Raw genomic sequence first — 25,095 nt, 5'->3', positions numbered from 1 at the left:
TTGAATAATATATGAAACCCGTGAAAATAAGAATAACCAGCAGCCATTTGAGGCCGCTGGTTAAAAGATATGTATAGAAAGTTGAAACGCTGATTAAATGTCGATATAGTCGGCTGAGGCGTACCCTACCCGGCCGTTATAGTGCACCACGTACCAACCCTGCCACTCGCCTACAACGGTGATCACGTCGCCGTTTTGCGCTTGGCCGATTACGGCGGCATCCAGCGAAGGATAGGCGCGGATGTTCAGCGGGCTGCCCTGGGTGACCACCCGGCCGTTTAACCAGGGCTGGGGCTGTACAAAGGGGATGCCGAAGTACTCCGTCAGGGAGAGCACGACGTTTTGCGCAATGGTTTCGATATTGTTTTTGATCCAGGTGGCGTCCTCTACATTGTCGTGATAGGCAAATTCGATCAGCACCGCAGGCGCGCGGGTGCGGGCTACTTCGCCTATGGTGGTGGTAGGCAGGGTGCGCACCAGGCTGGGAATGGGATAAATATCCCGCAGGTTGGCCGCGATAATATCGGCTGCCCGCCGGCTGGAGGCGCTGGTGGGATAATAATATACGTCGCTGCCGCGGATCATTCCCGATAGCGCAGCCGGTGCGGCGTTGGAATGCAGCGCCAGGTGCAGGTCGTAATTGCCGGCGTTGGACTGTACGATGGAGGACGCGGCCGTCATTTGCGGCGTATTGCGGGTGAACTGGATGCCGCTGGCAATGAGATAAGGCTCCATCGCGTCAGCGATCAGGTTCATGTATTGCTCCTCATTGCCGCCGGTGACATACTGGTTAAATTCCTGGGTGGACGGGCTCAAGTAGATAAAGGGCATAGGCACTCCTCCTTGCAGGTTGTTCAAATGAAAAAGCGGTTTGATGCCAGTGTATGCCAGATGGTATAAAAAGGTGAAATCGTATGCGATCAAGTCGCTCATGACAAACAATGCGCAAAAACACATGCAAATGGACAAAAATTATTCGGGTTAAATCATTGCGGCGGGCGGTAAAGTTAGTTTATAATCTAAATGTAGCCATATAGTAGGATGAGGACGTTTAAAGGAAGGTGATGTTCAATCGCAGCGGGAATTTTAATTGGCGCAGTTATTCTGTTCATCTGTGTAGGTTCCAGTAAAATACTTTATCGCTTTGGCGTGCCGACGCTTCTCATGTTCATTCTGTTGGGCATGGTTTTCGGCTCTGACGGCCTGGTCGGCATTCCTTTTGACAACTTTGAGGTAGCCAAACAGGTCTCTTCTGTAGCTCTGGTCTTTATCATGTTTTACGGCGGGTTTGGGACCAACTGGAAGATGGCGCGGCCCGTTGCGCTGCCTTCTATTTTGATGTCGACCCTGGGCACCGTGGTCACGGCACTACTGACGGGCGTATTTTGCCACTTCGTGCTGCGCATGGAATGGCTGGAGGGGCTCTTGGTGGGCTCGGTTATCGGTTCTACGGACGCAGCTTCGGTTTTCTCGATTCTGAGGAGTAAAAAACTGAATTTAAAGGGTGGCCTGGCCTCGCTTTTAGAGATCGAAAGCGGCTCGAACGACCCTATTTCCTATATGATGACGGTGATCGTACTGGCCCTGATGTCCACGGGTGCGGACATCTCCGTGCTGGGGCAGCTGTTTGCCCAGATTGCCTTTGGCCTTGGCGGCGGATTTTTGCTGGCCTATCTGGCGGTCCGGCTGCTGCGGCATGCCAGCTTTGAGATCAGCGGCCTGCATACGATTTTGGTGGTGGCTGTGGCGCTGGCGGCCTACGCTCTGCCGGAGCTGATCGGCGGCAACGGATACTTAAGCGTTTACATCGTGGGTATCGTGCTGGGCAACAGCAAGATCCTGCATAAGCGCACGCTGGTCAACTTTTTTGACGGCATCACATGGCTGATGCAGATCGTGCTGTTCTTTATGCTGGGGCTGCTGTCCTTCCCCTCGCAGATGCCGGCCATCATTTTACCGGCTCTCGCCATCGCCCTGTTTATGACGTTTGTCGCCCGGCCGGTGGCCACCTTTGGGATACTCAGCTGGTTTAAAATGAGCTTTAAGCAAAAGATCCTGGTCTCCTGGGCGGGGCTGCGAGGCGCGGCTTCCATCGTATTTGCGATCTTTGCTATGACTAGCGGCGTTTATCCGCACAACGACGTTTTCCATATCGTTTTCTTTGTGGCGCTGCTCTCGGTCACGGTGCAGGGGACATTGTTGCCGCCGCTGGCTAAAAAACTGGGCCTGGTGGAGGCGACGGGAGATTCGGTACTGCGTACCTTCAACGATTATCAAGATGAAAGCGGCACCAAGCTGGTGGAGTTTACCGTGCGCGCCAGCGACAGCTGCGTCAATAAGAGCATTATGGATGCAGACCTGCCCGAAGAGGTGCTGGTGGTCATGATCAAGCGCGGCAAGGAATTCATCGTCCCCAAGGGCGCTACGGTGATACGAGAAGGGGATATATTGGTGCTGAACGGAATGGACACCAGCAAATTTTTAGCTTAGAAAGGGCAACGATATGAAAAACGGCACATTGCGCGCGGACATTCAGATCGGAGCGCTGGTGGACATCGTATTAAAGAAGGATCAGCCCACCGGCAAACTGACGCGCGGTCACGTAAAGAGGATCTTGACAAAATCGCCCAACCACCCCCATGGCATCAAAGTGATGCTGGAAGAGCAGGATCAGGTGGGGCGGGTAAAAAACATCTTGGAGGAGTGAAGACCATGGCATTGTTTATCGCCTATCCGCCATGTTCCACCTGCCAAAAAGCGCGCAGGTGGTTACAGGATGCCGGCATTGCTTTTGAGGAGCGAAACATCAAAACGCAGCCGCCCACGGCCGGGGAGTTGGCGCAGTGGAAAAAGATCAGCGGGCTGGCGCTGAAGAAATTTTTCAACACCAGCGGCATGTTGTACCGCTCACTAGGGCTGAAGGATAAGCTGCCGGATATGGGAGAGCAGGAGCAGTTGGAGCTGCTGGCATCAGACGGCATGCTGGTCAAAAGGCCGATCGTGATACAGGGGGATACCGTGCTGGTGGGTTTTAAGCCGCAGCAATGGGAAGCGCTTAAAAAGTAGCGCGATAAAAAGTTAGAAAAAATATGGAATAATTCCAAAAACAAAGCAGGAATTATCCTAGATAAGTCGAATGTTTATAAAGTATGTTCATAAATATGTGAACGGGAAGAGGATTAAACCTTATACCAGAAAGGGGACTAAACAATGGCGAAAGCAGAAATTTCCCTGCAACCGTATAGCATCCGTGAGTACCTGAAAACGCCGGAGCAGTGGAAGGATTCCATGCGCAAAGTGCGGGAGATCGGTTACCGGTCGGTTCAGATCGGGCGCGTTGCCGGCCTGACGCCGCAGGAGACCAAGGATCATTTGGATAGCCTGGGGATGGAACTGAGCACCTATTGCGGCGACCTGTTCTCGATCCGTGACGATATCGACGGCTTCATCAAAGAGTGCAAGCTCTTTGACGTGGACGAGATCATGATCGGTACCATGCCGGCTGAGTTCCGTGTGGACCGCGAAGGATATGAAAAAGCCATCGCCCTGATGAACGAGGTGGGCAAGCAGCTCTCCCAGGCGGGCATCTACCTGGCCTATCACAACCATGCCCAGGAATTCCGCCGCTGGGGCCTGAACGGTGTGCGCGGGATCGACCTGCTCTTTGACGAGCTCAATCCGGATTACGTCCACTTTATGCTGGATACCCACTGGGTACAGTCCGGCGGCGGCGACGTGATCGAGTACATCAAAAAATGCAAGGGCCGCATGCAGTACATCCACGTCAAGGATTACCGCATTGCCCCCATCAACTACCACACCTGGTTTGGCGCTACCCCCAAGGAGTTTGCCGAGATCGGCGAGGGCAACCTGCCTTGGCCCGAGATTATCGAGACCTGCAAGGCCCAGGGCATCAACATCTTCATCGTCGAGCAGGATAACACCTACCTGCGCAACTCCTTTGACGCGGTGGAGATCAGCTTCAACAACCTGGTGAAATACGGCCTGAAAGCGTAATTGGGCGCTTTGATCCGATTCGATGACGATTACCGTTAAGGAGGTTACTTGAATATGAAGATTTCCCTTTGCCCTATGGCGATCGGTCCCTATCTGCGCCCGTTGCAAGGCGAAGTGATGGATTCCAGCATGCCGGAAGCTGCTTTAGATACGGTAAAATCCGCACTGACCAAGGTCTCTAACATGGGTTATGACGGCATTGAGACCGCTACGCCCAGCGTCTTTTCCTGCCCGCAGGAGTTCCGCGATTTTATGGATTCCATTAATCTCGAGGTGCTGACCTGCGGCGGATTGACCTATGACGAGCTCAAGTTTGGCGACCTGAAGGATAAGATTGCCGAGTGCAAGACCCTGGGCGCCAAAAACGTGATGATCGGCCAGATGCCGCACGAGTGCGCGGGCAATTATGACGAGTTGCTGGCCTTCTGCCGCGCGATGAACCGCGCCGGCAAGATTCTGGCGGATGAGGGCATCGCCCTTTCCTACCACAACCATGCCTGCGACTTTGCCAAGGTCAATGGCCAGAGCCATTTGCAGATCATCATGGATAACACCTGCGATAAGAGCGTGTTCTTTGAGCTGGATACCCACTGGCTGCAATCCGGCGGCGCGCATGTTATCAGCTGGATCAAAAAGACGGCTGGCCGCGTGCGGTTCATCCACTTTAAAGATTACGGCATCGACGAGTACTCCGATACCAACTGGCTGGAGTGCACCCACAAACTGTGGATGGAGATCGGCCAGGGCAACCTGAACTGGCCGGGCATCATCGAGGCTTGCAAGGAAGCCAAGATCGAATGGTGCTCTGTGGAGCAGGATGTGGTTCGCCGTCCTGGCTTTGAAGCCAGCAAGATCAGCGTGGACTACCTCCACAGCCTGGGCATCGGCGCCAAACGCTAAATGTAAGACGCGTACGAATACCCCGCGGGCTTTTGCCTGCGGGGTATTTTTTGTTTTTGCCGGCGCTGGACGCAAAATTCGCTATTTTTTTCTTGCGATGGGCGGCGAACATGTTATTATATAAAAAGGCGGGCTTTGCCCGTAAGTTATCAATCTATTTAGTTTATGCATAGAAGGGATGAAGGCCAATGGAGAACTATTATCAGCCGGAGATCGAGTGCGCGTCCCGCGAGCAGATCCGCGCCTGGCAGGATGAGCATCTGGTGAAAACGGTGCATCATGTCTATAAAAATGTGCCCTATTACCGGAATCTGATGGATCAAAAGGGCGTGACGCCGGAGGACATCAAGTCTGTAGACGATCTGCACAAATTGCCCTTTTTGACCAAGGACGATCTGCGGGAGGCCTATCCGTACGGCCTGGTGGCTATGCCGCTGAGCGATTGCGTACGCATCCAATCCACCAGTGGCACGACGGGGCGCCGGGTGGTCGCGTTTTATACCCAGCACGATATCGACCTGTGGGATGAGTGCTGCGCACGCGCCATCATGGCGGCGGGCGGCACGAAGGACGATGTGGTGCATGTCAGCTATGGCTACGGGCTGTTCACCGGCGGCCCGGGGCTCAACGGCGGTTCGCACAAGGTCGGCTCGCTGACGCTGCCCATGAGCTCGGGCAATACCGACCGCCAGATCCAGTTTATGACGGATCTGGGCTCTACCATCCTTTGCTGCACGCCCTCTTACGCAGCTTACCTGGCCGAAACCATCTGCGAGCGCGGCCTGCAGGATCAGATCAAGCTCAAGGCCGGTATCTTCGGCGCGGAAGCCTGGAGTGAGGAGATGCGCCAGGATATTCAGAATAAACTGGGCATTAAGGCGTATGATATCTATGGATTAACTGAGATCTCCGGCCCGGGCGTATCCTTTGAGTGCAGCGAGCAGACCGGCATGCACATCAATGAGGATCATTTTATCGCCGAGATCATCGACCCCAACACCGGTGAAGTGCTGCCTGATGGGGAAAAGGGTGAGCTGGTGTTCACCAGCATCACCAAAGAGGCGTTCCCGCTGCTGCGCTACCGCACGCGGGATATCTGCGTACTCACCCGCGAGAAGTGCTCCTGCGGCCGCACGCATGTAAAGATGTCCAAGCCCATGGGCCGCAGCGACGATATGCTGATCGTAAAAGGCGTAAACGTGTTCCCCTCCCAGATCGAAACCGTGCTGCTGGGCAAGGGTTACCCGGCCAATTATCAGATCACCGTCAGCCGCGAAAACAACAGCGATAAGCTGGATGTGGAAGTAGAGATGACTCCGGAGATGTTCTCCGACTCGATGGGCGATATAGAGACCCGCGAGGCTGAACTGGTGGCGGCTCTCAAGGCCATGCTGGGCATCTACGCGAAAGTGCATTTGGTGGCGCCTAAAACCATTGCCCGCAGCGAGGGCAAGGCGGTACGCATCATTGATAACCGCAAATTATATTAAAAGGGGGCATAAAGCATGACGGCAAAACAGATTTCGGTCTTTTTGCAGAACCAGCCGGGTAAGCTGGCTGATTTTTGCGAGATCCTCTCCAAACACCATATTGACATGCGGGCCATGTCCATGGCGGAAAGTCGGGACTTTGGCATCCTGCGCCTGATCGTGGACGACAGCCAGAAGACGGCGGATGTATTGAAAGAAGAAGGCTACGTCTATGCGGTGACCCCGGTACTGGCTGTGGAAGTTCCCGATGAGCCGGGCGGCTTGATGAAAATCCTCAACATCCTGAAGGAGAACCAGATTAACCTGGAATACTCCTATGCGTTTATTGCCCGCAAGACGGATTGCGCGTATATGATCTTCCGCGTGCAGCAGACCGAGCAGGCAGCGGAGGCGCTTGCCAAGGGCGGCGTCAAGCTGATCTGCCAGCATGAATTAAGTGAGCTTTAATATAACTCGGTGCTTTAAGGGGCGGCCGCAGCTATTGCTGCGGCCGTTTTTTATTTTCACTTGACAAAAGTAACTGAAATAATTATAATTGCAGTATAAACTGAAATTATAAAAATGACAGATTGGGGCGGATCATGATGAAAAAAAGCTGGGTAAAAAGCGTGCTGCTGGTCGGTGTGATGACGACTGCGGCGGCCTGCGCGCCGGTGGGCGGCACGGCTTACCATAAAATCGACGCGGAGGCGGTAAAGACCATGCTGGATCAGGAAACGGGCATAGTACTTGTGGACGTACGCAGGCCTGATGAATACGCGCAGGGCCATATTCCTGAGGCGATCAATATCCCAAACGAGACCATAGGCACAGCTGCGCAGGATGCCCTGCCAGATAAGGAAGCGACACTTGTGGTCTATTGCCGCTCTGGCGTGCGCAGCCGCCAGGCTTCCGGTAAGCTGGTCGATATGGGCTATCGCGCGGTATATGATATGGGCGGGATCATCCACTGGCCTTACGATACGGTAAAGGGGGATGGAGCGAAATGAAGCGCAAAAAGGGCGTTTTCGCGGTACTGACGGCATTAACGCTGGGAGCGGTATGGCTGCTCTCGGCCTGCAGCCCGGCTGCGGCGCCGGCGCCCTCTAAGGCCGCCGGGCAGGATGACAATGCCTTTGGAACCTTTGAAACATACGATCTGCAGGGCGAGGCGGTATCGCAGGAGCTGTTTTCCGGTTCCCGGCTGACCATGGTCAACGTCTGGGCAACCTATTGCGGCCCCTGCCTGCGCGAGATGCCAGATCTGGGCGAATTGGCAGGCAGCTATCAGGCGGCGGATTTTCAGGTGGTGGGCGTGGTGAGCGATACTGTAAAGGCGGACGGCACGTATGATGACGCGCAAGTAGCTGTAGCCGAACAGATCATCCAAAGGACGGGGGCGGATTACCGCCACATCCTTCCCTCGCAAAGCCTGCTGAGCCGGTTAGGCCAAATATCAGCCGTGCCCACGACGCTGTTCGTCGATGCGCAGGGCCGCCAGGTGGGACAGGCGTATCTTGGGGCGCGCACAAAGGCGCAGTGGCAAAGTATTGTAGAAGGTCTGCTGGCCCAGCTGCCCGGTCAGGATGCGCAAAGCGGCGCCGGGACGGAAACGGGGTCCGACGCGCCTGTGACCCAGGGCACGGAAAACATGGGCTTTACGCGGTTTGAAACGACCGATCTATTGGGCAGGCCGGTGGACCAAAGCGTGATGACGGAAAGCGCGCAAGAATTGATCCTGGCCCTGATATGGAACCCGGAATGGACTGGCAGTACCGAGGCGCTCGGGCAGTTGGCACAGCTAGCGGCGCAGGACAGCCGTATTCAGCCGCTGGGGTTGGTCGTAGGCGATCCCACCCAGGCGCAGGCATTGGCCCAAAAGGCGGGGGTGGATTTTACCAACATTATTCTGACGCCGGAATTGGAAACGCTTCTAGAGGCAAAGGCGCCGCAGGTGCTGGCCTTTTCGCCCTGGGGTACGGTAGCCTCCCAAGGGCTGGACGCTGACGCCCCGCCGGAAAAATGGACGCAGTTGATCGATGAAGCCGTGTATAACCTCTATGAAACCTGTTGCAGCTAATAAGGGGTGCAGATGATTTAAAAGATAGGCGTATATTGGCGTTAGACGCCTGCGCTGCCAGCGAGAAGAGTGGCTTTGTCAGGTTTGCCGGATGAATACTTGCATCCGGCATCTGTTTTCGCTATAATAACAGTTAAAGAGCTGAAAGCTTATCTTGAATTTGGAGGGACTCCTTATGACGGGGGAATTTGCCATCGCAGTGCATGCGCTGGTCTTTTTAAATCGCCGGGGGGAGACGGTAAACAGCGAAACGCTGGCTGATAATGTCTGCACCCACCCTGCAAGGCTGCGGGGCGTGATGGCAAAGCTTAAAAATGCGGGCCTGGTGGATACCAAAGAGGGGATGGAGGGCGGCTATGCCTTCCGCAAGGACCCGGCACAGGTGACCCTGCGACAGATCTGCGATGCGCTGAATGTAAAACTGGTTTCGGCTTCCTGGCGCTCGGGCAGTGTGGATAAGCCCTGCATGATCTCCTCGGGTATGGCGGACGTGATGGATGATCTCTATAGCCAGATGGACGCGCTGGGGCGCGAGTACCTTTCCCATATCACCATCGCAGATATCGACAGGCAGATTTTCAGCGGCAAAGAAAAGGGCGCTTCTGCCTAAGGAAAGACGCGAAAAAGGCGCACGGATTTACCGTGCGCCTTTATTTTATACCTCACTGCGGGCCATTTAGCAGCAGCGCAAAGATGGCGGCTTCATCTTGGCAGCGGTCATAATCGCCTGCGAGCGTGCCGGGATCGTGATAGACCACGCCCAGCGCCTCGTTGCGCGCCAGGCAGTCCATCAACTTTTCTACCCCGTACTGGCGCACAAATGCGGCAAAGGCGCGGGGTTTAAGCTTGGCGAGTATGGGATTATCCGCGCAGGGAAAGCTTGCGCACATCCAGCAGCCGTCATGGTCCTTTTCCCGGGAGCATTTGAGAGACTTGCACCACGCAGCGTCAGGGCAGCCATCATTTTTGCAGCCCGCGCAGCCCTCCCTGGCACACAGGCAGCAGGCCAATCCACAGCAACCGATTCCCAGTTCCCTTTTCATCTGAATTCCCCCTCTTTTGTTTTCTATTAAGCGCCCTCGGACAGGCGCATAAATACCCGTTCAATAAATAGGGAAGCCGCGCCCAAAGCGGCCGCATCGCTGCCTACCTGGGCGATGCGCAGCGGCAGCGCCCCGCCAAAAGCGCGCCGGGCCAGGCTGCGCTGCAGCGGTTCTACGTACAGATCGCCGTATTCGGCCAGCTCTCCGCCCAGCACCACCGCACCGGGATCGATCAGATTGGCGGCGTTGGCGATGGCCAGCCCCGCATAGCCCGCCGCGCGGGAAAAGATGCGCCTGACGTCGCGGTCGCCCTCTTGGGCGGCGCTGGCGGCCTCCTCCAGCGTCAGGGTTTCGTAATGGCCGCGCAGCCTGCGGACCAGCCCCTTGGCCCGCCCCTGTTGCAGGGCAAGGTGACATTGCTCCAAAATCGCCCGGGAGGAGGAGAGGGTTTCCAAGCAGCCCCGGTTGCCACAAAGGCATTTTTTGCCCTGTGGCACCAGAGTCATGTGCCCCAGCTCTCCGGTCACCCCGCGCTTGCCGCGGTAGATCTCTCCCTGGGCCATCATCCCCATGCTGATGCCCAGGGAGAGGCGCACGAAGATAAAATTGTCGATATCCTGCGCCGCGCCCAGCAGGTGCTCGGAATAGGCCATGCAGTCCGGATCGTGCTCTAAAATCACCTCCATCCCAAATGCATCCTGCAAATACTGGCGGATGTTGACGGAGGAAAAGGTGCCGAATTGATGCGTCCAGATGGAAATGCCCCGGGCCGCGTCCACCTGGCCGGGAAAGGCCACGGCGATGCCGCGTACCGAGCCGGCGGGCACCTGTGCTAAAAGCTGGCAGATCAGCGCCTTCATCTGCGCCAGCACTTCGCCGGAACGGTGGGAGACGATGGGCTGGCGCGTGCGGGTGACTACGCGGCTGCGCAGGTCGATCACCACCCCGGTCATGCCGATGAGGTTGACATCGATGCCGATGATGAGGTTATCCTCAACATTGATATCAAAACCGCTGGGGGTGCGCCCCGGCCCGGCGCTTTGCGCCTTTTGCTCGGTGATCACGCCGCGCTCAAGCAAAATGCCGCATAAATTGCTGACGCTGCCCCAGCTCAAAAGGGTCAGGTCCTGTATCTGCCGCTTGGTCACCGGCCCATGTGCGCGGATACAATTAAAGATGCTGCGCATGTTGGCGGCGCGCATGGCATCGTGGTTGACGGTCTCCAAAGGTAAGCTGCCCCCTTCTTTCAACTAAATATAGTATAACATAAAATAGGGGATTGACAATATATCATATCATGATAAAATTGAACTAACAAAGCAAGTTAGGGGTGGTGTCCATGGAAAACATCAATCAGTTGGCGGCGGGTTTGCTGCGGGACTATGCGGCCGACGTGGCCGCGCGGGTGGTACGCACCGATTTTGAGACGCTGGGGCAGATCGCGGCGGATCTGATCGCCGCTAAAGAGCGGGGGGCCACGGTTTTTACGGCCGGGAACGGCGGCAGCGGCGCTACGGCCTCGCACATGTGCAACGATCTGGTCAAGGGTTGCCGGGTGCACGGCCGCGAGGGGTTCAGGGCCCAGTGCTTGGTGGACTCTTCGCCCATTATGACCTGCCTGGCCAACGATTTTTCCTATGACGACGTATTTGCCATCCAGCTGCGCACCTTCGCGCGGCGGGGAGATATCTTTATCGGCTTTAGCGGCAGCGGCAATTCCGAAAACGTGCTGCGCGCGGCAAAGGCCGCCAAAGAGCTGGGGATGCTTGTGATCGGCTTCTCCGGCCGGGATGGGGGCAAACTGGCCCCGCTTTGCGACCGGGTGGTGATCGCCCCCACCGATTCCATGGAGCAGCTGGAAGACATGCATATGCTCTATGAGCACGCGCTGGTCTGCATCATGCACGGCATTTTGCAGGACTGCTGGGGCGTAGAATACATCAACTATCCGGACCCGGAGCGGCACTTTACCGCCGCGCTGTTCGATTTCGACGGGACAGTTAGCCTGATCCGCGAGGGATGGCGGGAGATCATGATCCCCTACTTTACCGAGGTGCTCTCCGCGCTCCATACCGGGGAGAGCCCGGAGGCGCTGCACGCGCTGGTGGCGGATTTTGTGGATAAGCTCACCGGCAAGCAAACCATCTTCCAGTGTATGCGGCTGGATGAAGAGGTACAAAAACGGGGCGGGGCGGCCTGTGACCCGCTGGTGTATAAACAGGAATACCTGCGCCGGTTGGGGATCCATATTGCCGATCGGGTCAAGGGGTTAGAAAACGGAAGCATTGCGCCCGAGGCGCTATTGGTGCCCGGTGCCAAGGACTTCCTCAAGGCCCTGCGGGCGGCAGGCATCCGCTGTTACCTGGCCAGTGGGACCGACGAGGTGGATGTGCTGCGCGAGGCGCGCTTGCTGGGGGTAGATCAGTACTTTGACGGCGGCGTGCACGGCGCGCGGGACGAGATACTGGAATGCTCCAAGGAGCTGGTGATCCGCGACCTGCTGGAAAACGGGGACATTAAACCGCATCAGCTGCTCAGCTTTGGGGATGGCTATGTGGAGATCGAACTGGTGAAGAACGTAGGCGGGTATTCCTTCGGCGTGGCCAGCGATGAGGCGCGCAAAAAGGGAATTAACGAGTGGAAGCGCCAGCGGCTGACCGCCGCCGGGGCGGACGCCATCATTCCGGATTTTACGGGTTATGCCCGCATCATACACGACGTGAAGGAGGGGATTTAAATGCCTTTTGCTCAGTTTGACCGGTCCAAACTCAATATCCTGCCGCTGAACGAGCGCATCCACGATATCGATATCAGCGTTATCAAATCGCTGGACGACCCGATCCCGGATTATGAGCACCCGGCCCTGGACCCCATCGCCCGCGATGTGGTGGCCGCCCGCAGGCAGCACGACGCTACGGTGCTGATGATGTACGGGGCGCACGTGATCCGCACCGGCAACGGCCTGCATATGATCGAGCTGATGAAAAAGGGCCTGGTCACCCATTTTGCCACCAACGGCGCGGGCTCCATCCACGACTTTGAGTTTTCCCTCATCGGCGCCACCTGCGAGAGCGTGGCCAAATACATCAGCGAGGGGCAATTCGGCCTTTGGACGGAATCCGGCCGGATCAACGACATTATCCGCGAGGGCGTGCAAGATGGCCTTGGCTGGGGCGAGGCGCTGGGCCGCTATATCTGGGAGCAGAAACTGCCCAACCGGGAAAAGAGCGTGCTGGGCATGGGCTACCACCTGGGCGTGCCCTGTACGGTGCATATCGGCGTGGGCAACGATATCATCCATGAGCATCCCAACTGCGACGGGGCGGCCATGGGGCAGGCCTCGTATACCGACTTTTTAATTTATACCCAGAGCGTAACGGGCTTAGAAAACGGCGTGTTCCTCAACTTTGGCTCCGCCGTTGCGGGACCGGAGGTGTACTTAAAGGCGCTGGCCATGGCGCGCAACGTGGCCCATCAGGAGGGCAAAAAGATCGCTCACTTTACCACGGCGGTATTCGACCTGCTGGCCATCGAGCAGGATGCGGACTTCTCCGCCGCGCCGCCCAAGACCGACCCGCGCTATTATTTCCGCCCCTGGAAGACCATCTTGGCCCGTACGGTGGCCGATGGCGGCAAGAGCTATTACATCCAGGGCGAGCATCAGAAGACCGTGCCGCACTTGGCGCGCAAGATTTTGGCGCTGGATAAGTAAAGGGGGCTTTATCAAGTGGATATGGACCGGATCATCGCGGCCCTTGGCCGCACGCAGGATGCCCGCATCATCGTCTTTGGGGATTATTGCCTGGATAAATATTTGTATATCGACCCCAAGCGGGATGAGCCCTCGGTAGAGACCGGCCTTACGGCCTATCAGGTACACCGCAAGCAAATGTACGCAGGCGTTGGCGGCACCATTACCAACAACCTGCGCGCGCTGGGCGCCCAGGTGCGCTGCATCGGCGCTATCGGCTGTGATGGCGAAGGGTTCGAACTCAAGCAGGCGCTGACAAAGGTGGGGGCGGATATCCGCTACATGGTAGAGATGCCCGACCGGTGCACCAACACCTATACCAAGCCCATGCGCAAGCAGCCCGACGGCAGCTATCAGGAGATGGAGCGGCTGGATTTTCGGGATTTTTCCCCCATGCCGCAAAAGTATAAAGATGCGCTGGTACAGGCCCTGCGCGAGGCCATCGATTGGGCGGACGGCGTGATCATTACCGATCAGTTCGTGCAGGAGGACAGCGGCGTGCTCACCCCATTTGTGCGCGAGGCGGTCTGCGCCCTGGCCAAGGAGCGGCCGCGGCAGTTCTTCTATGCCGATTCCCGCGCGTTTATCGATGCGTACCGTAATGTAATGGTCAAATGCAACAACCACGAGTTGCTCAAGGCCATGCGCCCGGGGCAGGCGCTGGAACCCACGCAGGCGGTTTTGGAGGCCTGCGGGCGGGAGCTTTGCGCGCGCAATGGCAAAACGGCCTTCGTTACCTTGGGCGATAAGGGTTCTATGATCTTTGATGAGGGACAGGTGACCGCCGTGCCGGCCTTCCGCGTTTCCGGGGCAATCGATATCGTGGGCGCGGGGGACGCGACCAACGCCGGGATCATGCTGGGGCTGTGCCTGGGCCTAAAGGTAGAGGAGGCGGCCCTGCTGGGCAACTGTGTTTCCTCCATCACCATCCAGCAGATCGGCACCACCGGTACAGCCAGCCCGCAGCAGGTGGCGAGGCGGCTAGAGGGAAACCTGTAAAACAGAGTTTAAAGCGAGCAGCAGGGGGCGCGGAATTTCCGCGCCCTTATTTGTTTGTGGTATAATGGCAGCAGATGAGGCAAAATAAATCGTCAGGCGCCGGGGCATCCCGGCGATGAGCGCGGCGGAAAGGGCGGTAGACAAACCGTATGCAACAGACGAAGGTCAATTACCAAAGGGAGATGGAGAAGATCATATCCGCGATCCCGCAGGGCGCGCGGCCGCGGTTGCTGCTGCACAGTTGCTGCGCCCCCTGTTCCAGCGCGGTTTTGGAGGCCCTGATCCCGCATTTTGATGTCACGGTTTTTTATGATAACCCCAATATCGCTCCGGAGGCGGAATACCAAAAGCGGCTGGAAGAACAGCGCCGCCTGCTAAGGCAGATGCCCATTGCCCGAGAGGTGCATCTGCTCTGTGGCGTTTACGCTCCGCAGCGTTTTGATGCGGCCGCCAAAGGGCTGGAGGGCGAGCCGGAGGGCGGCGCGCGCTGCACGGCCTGTTTCCGCCTGCGGCTGGAGGCCACGGCGAAAGCCGCCGCCCAGGGCGGATTTGACTATTTTACCACCACCCTATCGGTCAGCCCGCATAAGGATGCGCAGCGTATCAACCGTCTGGGTGGGGAGATCGCACAGGAATATGGGGTAGCCTATCTCTATGCGGATTTTAAAAAGAAAGAGGGCTATAAACGCTCCATCGCCCTTTCAAGGGAATACGACCTTTACCGGCAGGATTATTGCGGCTGCGTCTATTCTTTAGCAGCGGCAAAAAGCGGCGCGCAAGGCAGGGCCTAAATTTTTACGGAGCGCTAAAGCCTTTCTTAAGATTTGATGAAAGCCGCGTCAAAGCGTTGACAGGGCTTTCCAGTGGCGTGTATAGTATTTTTGTCCCATCTGGACAGAATTCGCGCATTCGGGCGCAGAGGATAGAGGCAGTAATGGATAAACCACAACAGGAAGAGTTCCGGCAGGACGCGCCGGAGGCTGTGGATGCAGCCTATATCAAAAAAAGAAAGATCGTTTCTATCGTATCGCTGGCTATTTTTATTGCGCTGTTTGCCTGGCTGACCTTTGCCGTAGGCGGGCCGCTGGTGCAGCTGGCGCAGGAGCCCGAGAAGTTCCGCGCCTGGATCGATGAAAAGGGCATGCTGGGGCAGCTGCTGTTTATCGGCATGCAGGTGCTGCAGGTGGTTATCGCCATGATACCCGGCGAGGTGCTGGAGGTGGGCGCGGGCTATGCCTTTGGCGCCTGGGAGGGCACGCTGCTTTGTATGGTGGGGGTAGCCATCGGGTCAACGCTGATCTTTTTGCTGACCAAGCGCTTTGGGCTTAAACTGGTGGAGGCCTTTGTGCCGCGCGAAAAGTTGCAGGAGCTGAAATTCTTTAAAAAGGAAAAGCGGCTGGAATTGCTGATCTTTCTGGTATTCTTCATCCCCGGCACGCCCAAGGATCTGTTGACCTATTTCGCGGGGCTGACCCCCATCAAGCTCTCGCGTTTTTTGATCCTGACGTCCATTGCGCGCATCCCCTCAATCGTTTCTTCTACCTTTGGCGGGCACGCGCTGGGGGAGCAAAACTATACCTTTGCCATTATCGTTTTTGCCGTAACGGGGCTGGTCAGCCTCTTGGGGCTGGGGGCCTATGGGCTTTTGATGAAGCACAAAAACAAACAGGCGCAGATCGAGGAAGCGCATGGCGCACAAGAAAATGAAGAGCAATAAAAAAAGCGGCCGTTAAAGGCCGCTTTTTTCGCGCGGATCGCCCACAATTCGCTTGTGTACAGGCGGATAAACGCCCTTTACGGCCTGTAAAATTCTGCTATAATGGAAGCATAACATCAATCGGCAATGCAACCACATCTAAAGCCGAGAAACGCGAAAGGAAAAGGGAATATGAAAAAGGTATTGGTCTTAGGCGATTATGAAAAGGCGATCTATCATCCCCTGCGCGGCGTAGACGAGCAATTAAAAAGCATCTTGAGCGATTGTGAAGTGACCGTGTGCGTCGCGTACACGGAACTTAAACTGGAAGATTTGAACCACTACGATATGGTCATCAACTATATCGATGCCTGGAAGGAGACCGGGTGCCCGGCGCTTTCGGCCCTGCTATTGGGCTTTGTTGCGGCGGGGGGCAAGCTTATGACCATCCACAACGGCATCATCACCCACCAAAGTCCCGATATCGAACAGATGCAGGGCGGGGCCTTTTTGCGTCATCCTGAGCGGTGCGACCTGACCTATAGCCCGGTAGGCGAGCATCCCATCGTAAAGGACTTTAAGCCCTTTACCGTCAACGAGGAGCCCTATCAGTTCGTGATCGACGAGGGCGCCAAGGCGGAGCTGATCTTAAACTATGCCTATCAGGGCGGCGTTTACCCTGCGGCCTGGGTGCGTCCCTTTGGTCTGGGGCAGGTGGTCTACCTCTCTCCAGGGCATGAAGCCGCCTCGTTTATGTGCGAAGGGTTTAGAGAGCTGATCCGCCGCAGCGCAGCCTGGCTGATGCAATAAGGCGGTGAGGAAAATGAAAACCGCTGTCATTTCCGGGGCCGACCGGGGACTGGGGCTGTCCATGGCCACCGCACTGCTGGCGCAGGGCTGGCGGGTATTTGCCGGCCGCTTTTTAGAGGAATATGCGCTGCTGGATGAATTGCAGGCGCAGTACCCCGAGCTGTACCCTGTGCAGATGGATGTATCCTCACGCGAATCCATCTTGGAAGCGTATGCTGAAGTTTGCCGGCATACGGATCATGTCGATATGGTCATCAGCAACGCGGCGTACATGGGTGGGCCCAATTCCAGCACTTTTAAAGGCGAACTGCCCATCGATTTTGCGCTTTTGGAATATTCCTTCAGAGTCAATGCTTTGGGCGCGCTGCAACTGGTGGAGATCTTTTTACCGCTGTTGGAAAAGGGGGATATGAAGCGGATCTGTTTTATATCCTCGGAGGTTTCCAGCGTGACCATGATGCACCGGGACGCAGGGTTCCGGTATACCATGACCAAGACGGCGGTAAATGTAGCCTGCCGCATCTTATATAACGACCTGTTTCCCCAGGGGTATACCTTCCGCCTGTTTCAGCCGGGATGGATGCGCCGCGTCCTGCCCGACGGCAGCCGGGCCGCCACCGGCACGGTGGATAGCGATGAATCCGCCGCGGTTGCCGTGGCGCAGTTTGTGGCCGACCGGGAGGATGAACAACGCCTGGTACTGACCGATTACCTGGGCAACGAGTGGGCGTATTAAGGGGGCAGGAGAGATGAAAATATTGTTGACCGGCATACGCCGGGATTTTGACCGGGAACTGGCATGCTTTTTCGTAGAGAAGGGGCATACGGTTTATGCGCTTGGCGGAACGGATGGCACATTGCCGGCGGTGATCTTCCTGCCGTACCAGCCTTTTCAGGAGGGCAGCGCCCGGCAGATGGCGCGGGTGCTGGCCGAAAAAGCGGGCTGGATCGATGTGTTTATCGATACCAGCGCGGCACATTTTGAAGCGGAGGGGCAGACCATCCGCCAGGGGATCGATCCCGAGGCGGTGATGCGCAGCTTCCGCTATAACGCGCTGGCGCCGCTGGAGGCTTTTGAGGCGGTGCTGCCGCTGATGGACAAGGGCGAATGCAAACGAGCCTGCTTTATCAGCGACCATCGGGCCAGCGTGAACTGGAACGATCAGAAGGCGGGCTTTGGCCCGGCCATGAGCAAGGCCGCCCTGCATAATATTTTGCAGATCGCCAAAAACCGGCTCTCACCCATGGGATATACCTTCCGGGTGTACGATCCGCTGACGCGGGAAGCAGACATATCGCCCCGGCAGGCCGCTGCCGGCGCCTATTCGTATATTTGCCGCCGCCGGGCTATCGACCCGGATACCCCGGGGCGGGATGACGAACGCCGTTTGGTCCTTCGGGATGCGCTGGGGCGGGAGTGGGCCTGGTAAGGGTCTATTAGATATTCTGTTTGCCAAAAGCAGGCGGCTACCGGCCGCCTGCTTTTTTGCATGGCACGATGGTTGACAGCGGCGGGAATGCTATGCTATATTTTGGTAGATGGGGTTAGCGATTGCTAACTATGGAGACGTTAGCAATCGCTGCTTTTTTACCAAAGAGTTAGTATAATCTAACCAATTGGCACTTGGAGAGGTTCTCGTTCCAAAGATTAAATGGGGGTCTGCACATGATGATCAACAAACGGCTGATCGGCACGGTCAGCCAGAGCAAAAAGTACATTGCAGGCAATGTGGCGCTGCAATGGTGCTCGCTTTGCGCGAACATCGCCATGATGGGGAGCATTACTTTTCTATTGGGGCGCCTGTTTGCCCGCACGATGGATGCCGCAGCCTTTTGGGCCGCGGCTGGAATCGCCCTTGGCGCTATCCTGGTTCGCTTTTTTTGCACGACGGGGGCCAGCCGCATGGGGTATCTTTCCTCAAAAACGGTAAAAAAGACGCTTCGGGAGCTGATCTATCAAAAGCTGCTGCGCCTGGGGGCCTCTTACAGCGAGCAGGTTAAGACCTCGGAAGTTGTGCAGGTGGCCGTAGAGGGTGTCGATCAGCTGGAAACTTATTTTGGCGCCTACCTGCCTCAGTTCTTTTACAGTATGCTGGCGCCTATAACGCTCTTTATCGTATTGAGTTTTATCAATTTCCCTTCGGCTATCGTACTGTTGATCTGCGTGCCGCTGATCCCCATTGCGATCGCGGCGGTGCAGACCTGGGCCAAAAAGCTGCTCTCCCGGTATTGGGGGCAGTATACAGCCCTGGGCGATACCTTTCTAGAAAATCTCCAGGGGCTGACTACCCTCAAGATTTATCAGGCGGATGGATATAAAAACGAGGAAATGAACCGGGAGTCCGAAAAGTTTCGCAAGATCACCATGAAGGTGCTGACCATGCAGCTGAATTCCATCACGATTATGGATCTGGTGGCCTATGGCGGCGCCGCGTTGGGCGCGATCATAGCGATCACCCAGTTCGGCGCAGGGCATATCACCCTTTCGGGATGCCTGCTTATCGTGCTGCTTTCGGCAGACTTTTTCATACCCATGCGCCAGTTGGGCAGCTTTTTTCATATCGCCATGAATGGTATGGCCGCCAGCGACAAGATATTCCGCCTGCTGGATCTGGAGGAACCGCCGCGGAGAGGCGAGGCCGTGCCGCAAGGTTATGATATCGCGTGCCAGGGGCTGCGCTTTGGCTATCAGGCCGGGCGGGAGATCCTGCACGGGATCGATCTTGACTTTCCGCAAAACAGCTTTACCGCCCTGGTAGGGGAGAGCGGATGCGGTAAATCCACCATTGCCGCCATCCTGATGGGGCGAAACAGGGGCTATACCGGCTCTGTCACGCTGGGCGGGGCGGCGCTTGAGCAGATCGCCGAACAGGAACTGATGCGCAAGATCACCTATGTCAGCCATAATAGCTATCTCTTTAAGGGGACCGTGCGGGAAAACCTGCGTATGGGAAACCCTGAGGCCACAGATGCCCAGATGTGGGCCGCGTTGGAGCAAACCCGCCTGGCCGGTTTCCTGCATGCTGAAGCGGGCCTGGATACGCCGCTGGCCGAGCGGGCCGCAAACCTTTCCGGCGGGCAATGCCAGCGCTTGGCCTTGGCGCGGGCGCTGCTGCACGACAGCCCCATATATATTTTTGACGAGGCCACCTCCAATATCGATGTGGAGAGCGAAAATGATATCATGGCACAGATCCATACCCTGGCCAGGCGTAAGACCGTGATCCTGATCTCTCATCGCTTGGCCAATGTGGTGGAGGCCGACCGTATCTATGCGTTAGAAGATGGCTGCGTTGCCCAGAGCGGCACCCATGAGGAGCTGCTGGCCCAGGGGGGATACTATGCCCGGCTATGGCGGGCTCAGCAGGAGCTGGAAAACTACGGGAAAGAAGGTGAACCGGCATGAAAAAGCGCGGCAACATAGCCGTGATGGCGCGGCTGGTAGGGCTGGTCAAGCCGCTGGCAGGTTTCATGGCGCTGGCGATCTTTATGGGGTTAGTTGGCCATCTGTGCGCCAGCTTTATTACGATTTTCGGCGGGTTTGCGCTGCTGGACATACTGGATTACTCCTTGCCGGTGACGATGATGGCTGCCTTTATCGGGATGGGCGCATGCGCCCTGCTGCGCGGCGTACTGCGCTATGCCGAACAGGCCTGCAACCACTTTATCGCTTTTAAACTGCTGGCGCTGATACGGGATAAAGTCTTTCAAGCGCTGCGCAGGCTATGCCCGGCCAAACTGGAGGGGCGGGATCGGGGCGACCTGATTGCCATCATCACCTCGGACATTGAACTTTTAGAGGTGTTTTACGCCCACACCATTTCGCCTGCGGCCATTGCGGTATTATATACGCTGGCGCTGTGCCTGTTCATCGGCAGTTTTCACTGGGCGTTGGGGCTGTTGGCGCTGGCCGCTTATCTGGCGGTGGGCCTGCTTGTCCCTACCGTGACTTCTAAGATGAGCGGTGAGGACGGGATGCGCTTTCGCGCCGCATCCGGCGCGCTGGCGGGCTTTGTGCTCGATAGCCTGCGCGGCCTTTCCGAAACGCTGCAGTATGGCGCCGGGGCTGAGCGGCTAAAGCAGATGAACCAAAGGACGGAAGCGCTAGCGCAAGACGAAGAGCGGATGAAAAAGACAGCGGGACGCAATATGGCGCTTACCCATACCGTGATTTTGATCTTTGACCTAAGCATGCTGCTGGCGGCAGCGCTGCTATACCAAAAGGGCATCGTAGGGTTTGACGGGGTCGTGCTCCCTTTCATCGCGTTGATGAGCTCTTTTGGGCCGGTGACCGCCCTGGCCAACCTGGGCAGCACCCTGCAAAACACCTTTGCCGCCGGCAACCGCGTACTGGATATTCTGGACGAACAGCCGGCCGTGCAGGAGATCTGTGACCAGGAGGAGATCGCCTTCACCGGGGCCAGCGCGCGGGAGGTGAGCTTTTCTTACGGGGAGGAGTCCATTCTTTCCGATATTTCACTGCAGGTGCCCGAACATGCGGTGGTGGGTATTACCGGCAAGAGCGGCAGCGGGAAATCCACGCTGCTCAAGCTGATGATGCGGTTTTGGAAGGTGCAAAAGGGCAGCGTGCAGCTTTCCGGCCGTTCTGTCGAACGGATCAATACGGCTAACCTACGGAATATGGAGAGCTTTGTCACCCAGCAGACCCATCTGTTTCACGATAGCATTGCCAATAACCTGCGCGTAGCCAAGTTGGACGCGACGCAGGCGGAACTGGAGGCGGCCTGCAAAAAAGCGGCGGTGCACGATTTTATCATGACGCTGCCCGAGGGCTACGATACGCCCGTGGGGGAGCTGGGCGACAGCCTCTCGGGCGGCGAACGCCAGCGCATCGGCCTTGCGCGCGCTTTTTTGCATCAAGCCCCCTTTCTTTTGCTGGATGAGCCCACCAGTAACCTGGACAGCCTGAACGAAGCGGTGATTCTTAAATCCCTGCGGGAGCAACGCCAGGGGAGGACGGTGGTGCTGGTCTCTCACCGGCACTCTACCCTGCGCATTGCGGATGCCGTTTACTCGGTAGAAAATGGGAGGGTGAGTTGATGCGGGATGTTGCAGACAAACGGGAAAGGGAAAAACGCCTAGTCTCGCAGATGATTACCTTGTACTGCCGGAAGGTGCATGGGGGCAGGGATGGGCTTTGCCCGGACTGCGCGCAGCTCAAAGCCTATGCCATCGCGCGCAGCGACCGGTGCCCGTTTATGGAAAGCAAGACCTTTTGCTCAAACTGCAAGGTGCACTGCTATAAGCCGGATATGCGCGAAAAAATACGGACGGTGATGCGCTTTGCCGGCCCGAGAATGGTTTTTCACCACCCGGTGGCCGCGCTGCGGCATGTGGCCGAAAGCAAAAAAGAGCAAAGAAGACTGGAGGCGAAACATGAAAATTCGTAAAGTGATCTATGTAGCATTGGGCTGTATCGGCCTCGGGCTGGGCGCTGTGGGCGCGGTGCTGCCGCTGCTGCCAGCCTTCCCCTTTTTGCTGCTGGCCGCCTTTTGCTTTGCAAAAAGCTCACAGCGCCTGCACGATTGGTTCCTCGCCACAAAACTGTATAAAAATAACCTGGAAAGCTATGTTAAAGGCCGGGGTATGACCTGGAAGACAAAACTGCGCATCATGGCCATCGTAACGGCAACGATGGCGGTAGGCTTTATCATGATGGAGCGGGTCCCCGTGGGACGCATCATCCTGGCGGGGGTATGGGTGTTCCACATCCTCTACTTTATCTTTGGCGTCAAGACCCTTTCGCCCCAGGGCATGCAGGGCGCCTGCCGGGTCATCAAGGTAGGGGGGATGCACTGTGAAGATTGCGCTAAAAAACTGGAGTGCGCTTTTAACGAAACCGGGCATATGACCGCTCAGGCCGACTGGACGCGGGAAACCATAACCGTACACCTGCGCGAGCCGCTGCCCAATACTTCGCTGATCCAAATCGTAAACCGTGCGGGTTATCGGGCCGAAGCGGTGTGGGAAATGGAGAGTTGAAAACCCTCGGCTAGATGGCCGCCTTTTAACTCCTTTCTTTACGAAAGGAGGCTTTGGGGTTATACTAAATATAGCGGTATGACCGAAAACCCAAGAGTATAGAAGGGCGGAAAAACGATTATGGCGGAGGTAATCCTCTTTGGCGAACCATTGACCCTGTTCGCCTCGGAACATGTGAGCGACCTGCAGCATGCGGACCTGTTCCGCAAGTTTTTGGCCGGGGCCGAGGTGAATGTTTCCATTGGCCTTACGCGTTTAGGGCATCCGGTATCCTACGTGACAAAGCTGGGGAATGATCCCTTTGGGCATTTTATTGCGGATAAGTTGGCCAAAGAGGGGATCGGGACCCAAAACGCCACCTTTGACGATGCGCATTTGACCGGCTTCCAGATCAAAAGCCGGGTAGAAAACGGCGACCCGGATATCTTTTATTTCCGCAAAAACAGCGCCGCATCTACCCTGTCGCCAGAGGATATCGACCAGGTAGACTTTGCCGGCGTGCGGCATGTACATTTAACGGGCATCGCCCCGGCGCTTTCGGATAGTTGCCGTGCGGCGGCGCAGCGGCTGATTGTCCGCGCTCGGGAAAACGGCGCCACGGTATCCTTTGATCCAAATCTTCGTCCCTCGCTGTGGAAGGATGAGGCGACCATGGTGCGCACCCTCAATGCCTTTGCCGCCCAGAGCGATATCGTGCTGCCCGGCATTGGCGAGGGAAAGATTTTGACCGGGTTTGAGGACCCGGCGCAGATCGCGGCGTTTTACCGGTCCGCCGGCGCCAAGTGCGTCATCATCAAAATGGGTGGCCAGGGTGCGTATGTGTCCGAAGGGACGCGTGCGTTTACCGTGCCGGGCTTTAAGGTGGAAAGGATCGTCGATACCGTTGGCGCGGGCGACGGTTTTTCTGTCGGGGTGATCAGCGCCCGGCTGGAAGGCAAAAGTTTTGAAGAGGCCGTTGGGCGGGGCAATGCGATCGGCGCTATGCAGATCGCCGTGCAGGGGGACAACGAGGGTCTACCGACCCCGGCGCAGCTGGAGGCGTTTTACGCGGCCCACCAGGGTCAATAGGTTATCGACAAAAGGAGTGGATCACAATGGACGATTGTATCTTTTGCAAAATCGCCTCGCACGAGGTGCCCAGCAATATCGTGTATGAGGACGAGTACGCCGTAGCTTTTAACGATTTGAACCCCCAAACCCCGGTGCATGTGCTGGTGGTGCCTAAAAAGCATATCGCCTCTATTGCCGCTGCGCAAGCGGAGGATGAACAGCTTTTAGGGCATTTGCTGCTTACGGTACAGCGGGTAGCAAAGGCGCTTGGGGTGGAGGAAAGCGGCTATCGTGTGATCACGAACTGCGGTAAAGATGCCTGCCAAAGCGTGCAGCATTTGCACCTGCACATCCTGGGCGGCAAGCCCATGCAAGAGCGGATGGGTTAAATTGCGACAAATTTGCTCAAGGTTTTCTCGCCGTGTGCATTGACATGGGAAAAATCAATAGAGTATAATATTCGTATGCCGTTTCCCATAGCGGCGACCGATGCAGGGTCGGCTAGCATACGCAGTGTGTGTGCGAAGGGAGGGTTAAGAGATTATGTCTGAAATTCGAGTAGGCGAAAACGAATCGTTGGAAAGTGCATTGAAGCGCTTCAAACGGAAATGCCAGCGCGCTGGAATCATGAGTGAAATTCGCAAACGCGAGCATTATGAGAAACCCAGCGTGAAACGTAAAAAGAAGGCAGAGGCAGCGCGCAAGCGCAAGTATTAATCGGTTTTCCCTGCACTTTTTAGGCGGGGAACGCATGATGGGGCAATAATGATTTTGCCCGTTTAAATGCAAAAGAGCAACAAGCCCGGGCGATGATTTCCGGGCGAGGTGAATCGGCAGGCTCATGGCCGGCTGGAAACATCCGTTTCCGGCCGGCTTTTGCTTTGCCCGTGAGGATGTCTATTCCCAAGGGGCCGCGCATAAGGTTAGTCTAGGGAAGTTTATGTAAAGGAGGCCTTTGCGCCCATGAAGGATAAACACTTGAGACGGGTCAAGGCAGAGCTGAGCGAATGGTTCGAACTGCCTGAAGAGATCATGCTGGACCTGCCCCATATCGAGATTTTGGGCAATGACCGCATCCATATCGAAAACCATCGGGGGATCATCGAGTATACGCAAACCTGTGTGCGAGTCAATACCAATGCCGGGGTGATCCGCATCACGGGCAGCGAACTTAACGTGCGCAATATCGGCAGCGAGGAGATCATCGTGCTGGGCAGTATCGAGGCGATCGAGTATCAAAAGTAACGCTGCCTTTGCGCGCTGGAATAAACTGATGG

General features: G+C 56.5%; 28 protein-coding genes and 1 pseudogene. 26 read left to right on the top strand and 3 right to left on the bottom strand.

Going from position 1 to position 25,095, the window contains the following annotated elements; translation table 11 throughout:
• Positions 1 to 93 precede the first annotated feature (93 nt).
• Positions 94 to 831: an SH3 domain-containing protein gene (locus tag H8699_RS00860; protein ID WP_249284053.1), complete on the bottom strand. Its 738-nt coding sequence runs from the start codon at positions 829 to 831 to the stop codon at positions 94 to 96.
• A gap of 240 nt (positions 832 to 1,071) precedes the next feature.
• Between H8699_RS00860 and H8699_RS00855 the strand changes: the two genes are divergently transcribed.
• The 10 genes from H8699_RS00855 (at position 1,072) to H8699_RS00810 (ending at position 9,076) form a co-directional block, all read left to right on the top strand.
• Positions 1,072 to 2,490, top strand: coding sequence for a potassium/proton antiporter (locus tag H8699_RS00855; RefSeq protein ID WP_249284709.1), 1,419 nt, complete (start codon positions 1,072 to 1,074; stop codon positions 2,488 to 2,490).
• Positions 2,491 to 2,503: 13 nt separating this feature from the next.
• Positions 2,504 to 2,707 (top strand): YwbE family protein, encoded by a 204-nt coding sequence (locus H8699_RS00850; protein WP_138295473.1) that lies wholly within the window; start codon positions 2,504 to 2,506, stop codon positions 2,705 to 2,707.
• Between the two features lie 5 nt (positions 2,708 to 2,712).
• Positions 2,713 to 3,066 carry an arsenate reductase family protein gene (locus H8699_RS00845; RefSeq protein WP_249284052.1) on the top strand — a complete coding sequence of 118 codons (354 nt, stop codon included), beginning with the start codon at positions 2,713 to 2,715 and terminating at the stop codon, positions 3,064 to 3,066.
• Between the two features lie 144 nt (positions 3,067 to 3,210).
• Complete coding sequence (locus H8699_RS00840) at positions 3,211 to 4,017, top strand: sugar phosphate isomerase/epimerase family protein (RefSeq protein WP_147518204.1); 807 nt, start codon at positions 3,211 to 3,213, stop codon at positions 4,015 to 4,017.
• A 54-nt stretch (positions 4,018 to 4,071) separates the two neighbouring features.
• On the top strand, positions 4,072 to 4,917 hold the full coding sequence (locus H8699_RS00835) for a sugar phosphate isomerase/epimerase family protein (RefSeq protein WP_249284051.1): 846 nt from the start codon (positions 4,072 to 4,074) through the stop codon (positions 4,915 to 4,917).
• A 188-nt stretch (positions 4,918 to 5,105) separates the two neighbouring features.
• The gene (locus tag H8699_RS00830; protein ID WP_249284050.1) at positions 5,106 to 6,407 is read left to right on the top strand and encodes a phenylacetate--CoA ligase family protein; all 1,302 of its coding nucleotides are present in this window, start codon (positions 5,106 to 5,108) and stop codon (positions 6,405 to 6,407) included.
• A 15-nt stretch (positions 6,408 to 6,422) separates the two neighbouring features.
• Positions 6,423 to 6,854 (top strand): ACT domain-containing protein, encoded by a 432-nt coding sequence (locus tag H8699_RS00825; RefSeq protein ID WP_138295478.1) that lies wholly within the window; start codon positions 6,423 to 6,425, stop codon positions 6,852 to 6,854.
• 134 nt (positions 6,855 to 6,988) lie between these two features.
• Positions 6,989 to 7,396, top strand: coding sequence for a rhodanese-like domain-containing protein (locus H8699_RS00820; protein WP_249284049.1), 408 nt, complete (start codon positions 6,989 to 6,991; stop codon positions 7,394 to 7,396).
• Positions 7,393 to 8,466: a TlpA family protein disulfide reductase gene (locus H8699_RS00815; protein ID WP_249284048.1), complete on the top strand. Its 1,074-nt coding sequence runs from the start codon at positions 7,393 to 7,395 to the stop codon at positions 8,464 to 8,466. The genes H8699_RS00820 and H8699_RS00815 overlap by 4 nt, the downstream gene beginning before the upstream one ends.
• 175 nt (positions 8,467 to 8,641) lie before the next feature.
• Entirely contained in the window at positions 8,642 to 9,076 is a 435-nt protein-coding gene (locus H8699_RS00810) for an RrF2 family transcriptional regulator (protein WP_249284047.1), read from the top strand.
• A 52-nt stretch (positions 9,077 to 9,128) separates the two neighbouring features.
• Here the strand turns inward: H8699_RS00810 and H8699_RS00805 are convergent, their stop codons facing one another.
• Together H8699_RS00805 and H8699_RS00800 are read right to left on the bottom strand one after the other, a co-directional pair.
• Positions 9,129 to 9,509: a DUF3795 domain-containing protein gene (locus H8699_RS00805; protein ID WP_249284046.1), complete on the bottom strand. Its 381-nt coding sequence runs from the start codon at positions 9,507 to 9,509 to the stop codon at positions 9,129 to 9,131.
• 26 nt (positions 9,510 to 9,535) lie between these two features.
• A complete protein-coding gene (locus H8699_RS00800; RefSeq protein ID WP_249284045.1) occupies positions 9,536 to 10,735 on the bottom strand; it encodes an ROK family protein in 1,200 nt (399 codons plus the stop codon).
• Between the two features lie 113 nt (positions 10,736 to 10,848).
• On the opposite strand from H8699_RS00800, the gene H8699_RS00795 reads away from it, so the two are divergent.
• The 16 genes and pseudogenes from H8699_RS00795 (at position 10,849) to yqfC (ending at position 25,063) form a co-directional block, all read left to right on the top strand.
• The gene (locus H8699_RS00795) at positions 10,849 to 12,246 is read left to right on the top strand and encodes an SIS domain-containing protein (protein ID WP_249284044.1); all 1,398 of its coding nucleotides are present in this window, start codon (positions 10,849 to 10,851) and stop codon (positions 12,244 to 12,246) included.
• On the top strand, positions 12,247 to 13,221 hold the full coding sequence (locus H8699_RS00790) for a hypothetical protein (RefSeq protein WP_249284043.1): 975 nt from the start codon (positions 12,247 to 12,249) through the stop codon (positions 13,219 to 13,221).
• Positions 13,222 to 13,242: 21 nt separating this feature from the next.
• On the top strand, positions 13,243 to 14,259 hold the full coding sequence (locus H8699_RS00785; RefSeq protein ID WP_249284708.1) for a PfkB family carbohydrate kinase: 1,017 nt from the start codon (positions 13,243 to 13,245) through the stop codon (positions 14,257 to 14,259).
• Between the two features lie 149 nt (positions 14,260 to 14,408).
• Complete coding sequence (locus H8699_RS00780) at positions 14,409 to 15,050, top strand: epoxyqueuosine reductase QueH (protein ID WP_249284042.1); 642 nt, start codon at positions 14,409 to 14,411, stop codon at positions 15,048 to 15,050.
• Positions 15,051 to 15,193: 143 nt separating this feature from the next.
• Entirely contained in the window at positions 15,194 to 15,976 is a 783-nt protein-coding gene (locus H8699_RS00775; RefSeq protein ID WP_249284041.1) for a TVP38/TMEM64 family protein, read from the top strand.
• 171 nt (positions 15,977 to 16,147) lie between these two features.
• Complete coding sequence (locus tag H8699_RS00770; protein WP_249284040.1) at positions 16,148 to 16,765, top strand: ThuA domain-containing protein; 618 nt, start codon at positions 16,148 to 16,150, stop codon at positions 16,763 to 16,765.
• A 13-nt stretch (positions 16,766 to 16,778) separates the two neighbouring features.
• Positions 16,779 to 17,501, top strand: a complete 723-nt coding sequence (locus H8699_RS00765) for an SDR family NAD(P)-dependent oxidoreductase (RefSeq protein ID WP_249284039.1) — start codon at positions 16,779 to 16,781, stop codon at positions 17,499 to 17,501.
• Between the two features lie 13 nt (positions 17,502 to 17,514).
• Positions 17,515 to 18,195 carry a Rossmann-fold NAD(P)-binding domain-containing protein gene (locus H8699_RS00760; RefSeq protein ID WP_249284038.1) on the top strand — a complete coding sequence of 227 codons (681 nt, stop codon included), beginning with the start codon at positions 17,515 to 17,517 and terminating at the stop codon, positions 18,193 to 18,195.
• A gap of 236 nt (positions 18,196 to 18,431) precedes the next feature.
• Positions 18,432 to 20,171 (top strand): ABC transporter ATP-binding protein/permease, encoded by a 1,740-nt coding sequence (locus tag H8699_RS00755; protein ID WP_249284037.1) that lies wholly within the window; start codon positions 18,432 to 18,434, stop codon positions 20,169 to 20,171.
• The gene (gene cydC / locus H8699_RS00750; RefSeq protein WP_249284036.1) at positions 20,168 to 21,826 is read left to right on the top strand and encodes a thiol reductant ABC exporter subunit CydC; all 1,659 of its coding nucleotides are present in this window, start codon (positions 20,168 to 20,170) and stop codon (positions 21,824 to 21,826) included. The genes H8699_RS00755 and cydC overlap by 4 nt, the downstream gene beginning before the upstream one ends.
• The gene (locus tag H8699_RS00745; RefSeq protein ID WP_249284035.1) at positions 21,826 to 22,176 is read left to right on the top strand and encodes a nitrous oxide-stimulated promoter family protein; all 351 of its coding nucleotides are present in this window, start codon (positions 21,826 to 21,828) and stop codon (positions 22,174 to 22,176) included. Before cydC ends, H8699_RS00745 begins: the two co-directional genes overlap by 1 nt.
• Positions 22,163 to 22,534: pseudogene (locus H8699_RS12555) on the top strand (YbaN family protein); the annotation flags it as partial. The gene H8699_RS00745 and the pseudogene H8699_RS12555, both read left to right, overlap by 14 nt.
• A gap of 354 nt (positions 22,535 to 22,888) precedes the next feature.
• Complete coding sequence (locus H8699_RS00735; RefSeq protein ID WP_249284034.1) at positions 22,889 to 23,836, top strand: sugar kinase; 948 nt, start codon at positions 22,889 to 22,891, stop codon at positions 23,834 to 23,836.
• Between the two features lie 26 nt (positions 23,837 to 23,862).
• On the top strand, positions 23,863 to 24,207 hold the full coding sequence (locus H8699_RS00730) for a histidine triad nucleotide-binding protein (RefSeq protein ID WP_249284033.1): 345 nt from the start codon (positions 23,863 to 23,865) through the stop codon (positions 24,205 to 24,207).
• Positions 24,208 to 24,361: 154 nt separating this feature from the next.
• The gene (gene rpsU / locus H8699_RS00725; RefSeq protein WP_138295495.1) at positions 24,362 to 24,535 is read left to right on the top strand and encodes a 30S ribosomal protein S21; all 174 of its coding nucleotides are present in this window, start codon (positions 24,362 to 24,364) and stop codon (positions 24,533 to 24,535) included.
• Positions 24,536 to 24,781: 246 nt separating this feature from the next.
• On the top strand, positions 24,782 to 25,063 hold the full coding sequence (gene yqfC / locus H8699_RS00720) for a sporulation protein YqfC (RefSeq protein WP_249284032.1): 282 nt from the start codon (positions 24,782 to 24,784) through the stop codon (positions 25,061 to 25,063).
• The last annotated feature ends 32 nt before the right edge of the window (positions 25,064 to 25,095 follow it).

Source organism: Luoshenia tenuis (assembly GCF_014384745.1).
GTDB lineage: Bacteria > Bacillota > Clostridia > Christensenellales.
This window is presented reverse-complemented; position numbering and strand designations above follow the sequence as displayed.

Coding starts and splice junctions, on each gene's coding strand:
- H8699_RS00765 (WP_249284039.1), top strand. CDS start 16,779: ATGAAAACCGCTGTCATTTCCGGGGCCGACCGGGGACTGGGGCTGTCC.
- H8699_RS00845 (WP_249284052.1), top strand. CDS start 2,713: ATGGCATTGTTTATCGCCTATCCGCCATGTTCCACCTGCCAAAAAGCG.
- H8699_RS00780 (WP_249284042.1), top strand. CDS start 14,409: ATGCAACAGACGAAGGTCAATTACCAAAGGGAGATGGAGAAGATCATA.
- rpsU (WP_138295495.1), top strand. CDS start 24,362: ATGTCTGAAATTCGAGTAGGCGAAAACGAATCGTTGGAAAGTGCATTG.
- H8699_RS00795 (WP_249284044.1), top strand. CDS start 10,849: ATGGAAAACATCAATCAGTTGGCGGCGGGTTTGCTGCGGGACTATGCG.
- H8699_RS00775 (WP_249284041.1), top strand. CDS start 15,194: ATGGATAAACCACAACAGGAAGAGTTCCGGCAGGACGCGCCGGAGGCT.
- yqfC (WP_249284032.1), top strand. CDS start 24,782: ATGAAGGATAAACACTTGAGACGGGTCAAGGCAGAGCTGAGCGAATGG.
- H8699_RS00830 (WP_249284050.1), top strand. CDS start 5,106: ATGGAGAACTATTATCAGCCGGAGATCGAGTGCGCGTCCCGCGAGCAG.
- H8699_RS00805 (WP_249284046.1), bottom strand. CDS start 9,509: ATGAAAAGGGAACTGGGAATCGGTTGCTGTGGATTGGCCTGCTGCCTG.
- H8699_RS00815 (WP_249284048.1), top strand. CDS start 7,393: ATGAAGCGCAAAAAGGGCGTTTTCGCGGTACTGACGGCATTAACGCTG.
- H8699_RS00835 (WP_249284051.1), top strand. CDS start 4,072: ATGAAGATTTCCCTTTGCCCTATGGCGATCGGTCCCTATCTGCGCCCG.
- H8699_RS00860 (WP_249284053.1), bottom strand. CDS start 831: ATGCCCTTTATCTACTTGAGCCCGTCCACCCAGGAATTTAACCAGTAT.
- H8699_RS00810 (WP_249284047.1), top strand. CDS start 8,642: ATGACGGGGGAATTTGCCATCGCAGTGCATGCGCTGGTCTTTTTAAAT.
- H8699_RS00745 (WP_249284035.1), top strand. CDS start 21,826: ATGCGGGATGTTGCAGACAAACGGGAAAGGGAAAAACGCCTAGTCTCG.
- H8699_RS00730 (WP_249284033.1), top strand. CDS start 23,863: ATGGACGATTGTATCTTTTGCAAAATCGCCTCGCACGAGGTGCCCAGC.
- H8699_RS00790 (WP_249284043.1), top strand. CDS start 12,247: ATGCCTTTTGCTCAGTTTGACCGGTCCAAACTCAATATCCTGCCGCTG.
- H8699_RS00825 (WP_138295478.1), top strand. CDS start 6,423: ATGACGGCAAAACAGATTTCGGTCTTTTTGCAGAACCAGCCGGGTAAG.
- cydC (WP_249284036.1), top strand. CDS start 20,168: ATGAAAAAGCGCGGCAACATAGCCGTGATGGCGCGGCTGGTAGGGCTG.
- H8699_RS00735 (WP_249284034.1), top strand. CDS start 22,889: ATGGCGGAGGTAATCCTCTTTGGCGAACCATTGACCCTGTTCGCCTCG.
- H8699_RS00850 (WP_138295473.1), top strand. CDS start 2,504: ATGAAAAACGGCACATTGCGCGCGGACATTCAGATCGGAGCGCTGGTG.
- H8699_RS00840 (WP_147518204.1), top strand. CDS start 3,211: ATGGCGAAAGCAGAAATTTCCCTGCAACCGTATAGCATCCGTGAGTAC.
- H8699_RS00755 (WP_249284037.1), top strand. CDS start 18,432: ATGATGATCAACAAACGGCTGATCGGCACGGTCAGCCAGAGCAAAAAG.
- H8699_RS00785 (WP_249284708.1), top strand. CDS start 13,243: ATGGACCGGATCATCGCGGCCCTTGGCCGCACGCAGGATGCCCGCATC.
- H8699_RS00760 (WP_249284038.1), top strand. CDS start 17,515: ATGAAAATATTGTTGACCGGCATACGCCGGGATTTTGACCGGGAACTG.
- H8699_RS00770 (WP_249284040.1), top strand. CDS start 16,148: ATGAAAAAGGTATTGGTCTTAGGCGATTATGAAAAGGCGATCTATCAT.
- H8699_RS00820 (WP_249284049.1), top strand. CDS start 6,989: ATGATGAAAAAAAGCTGGGTAAAAAGCGTGCTGCTGGTCGGTGTGATG.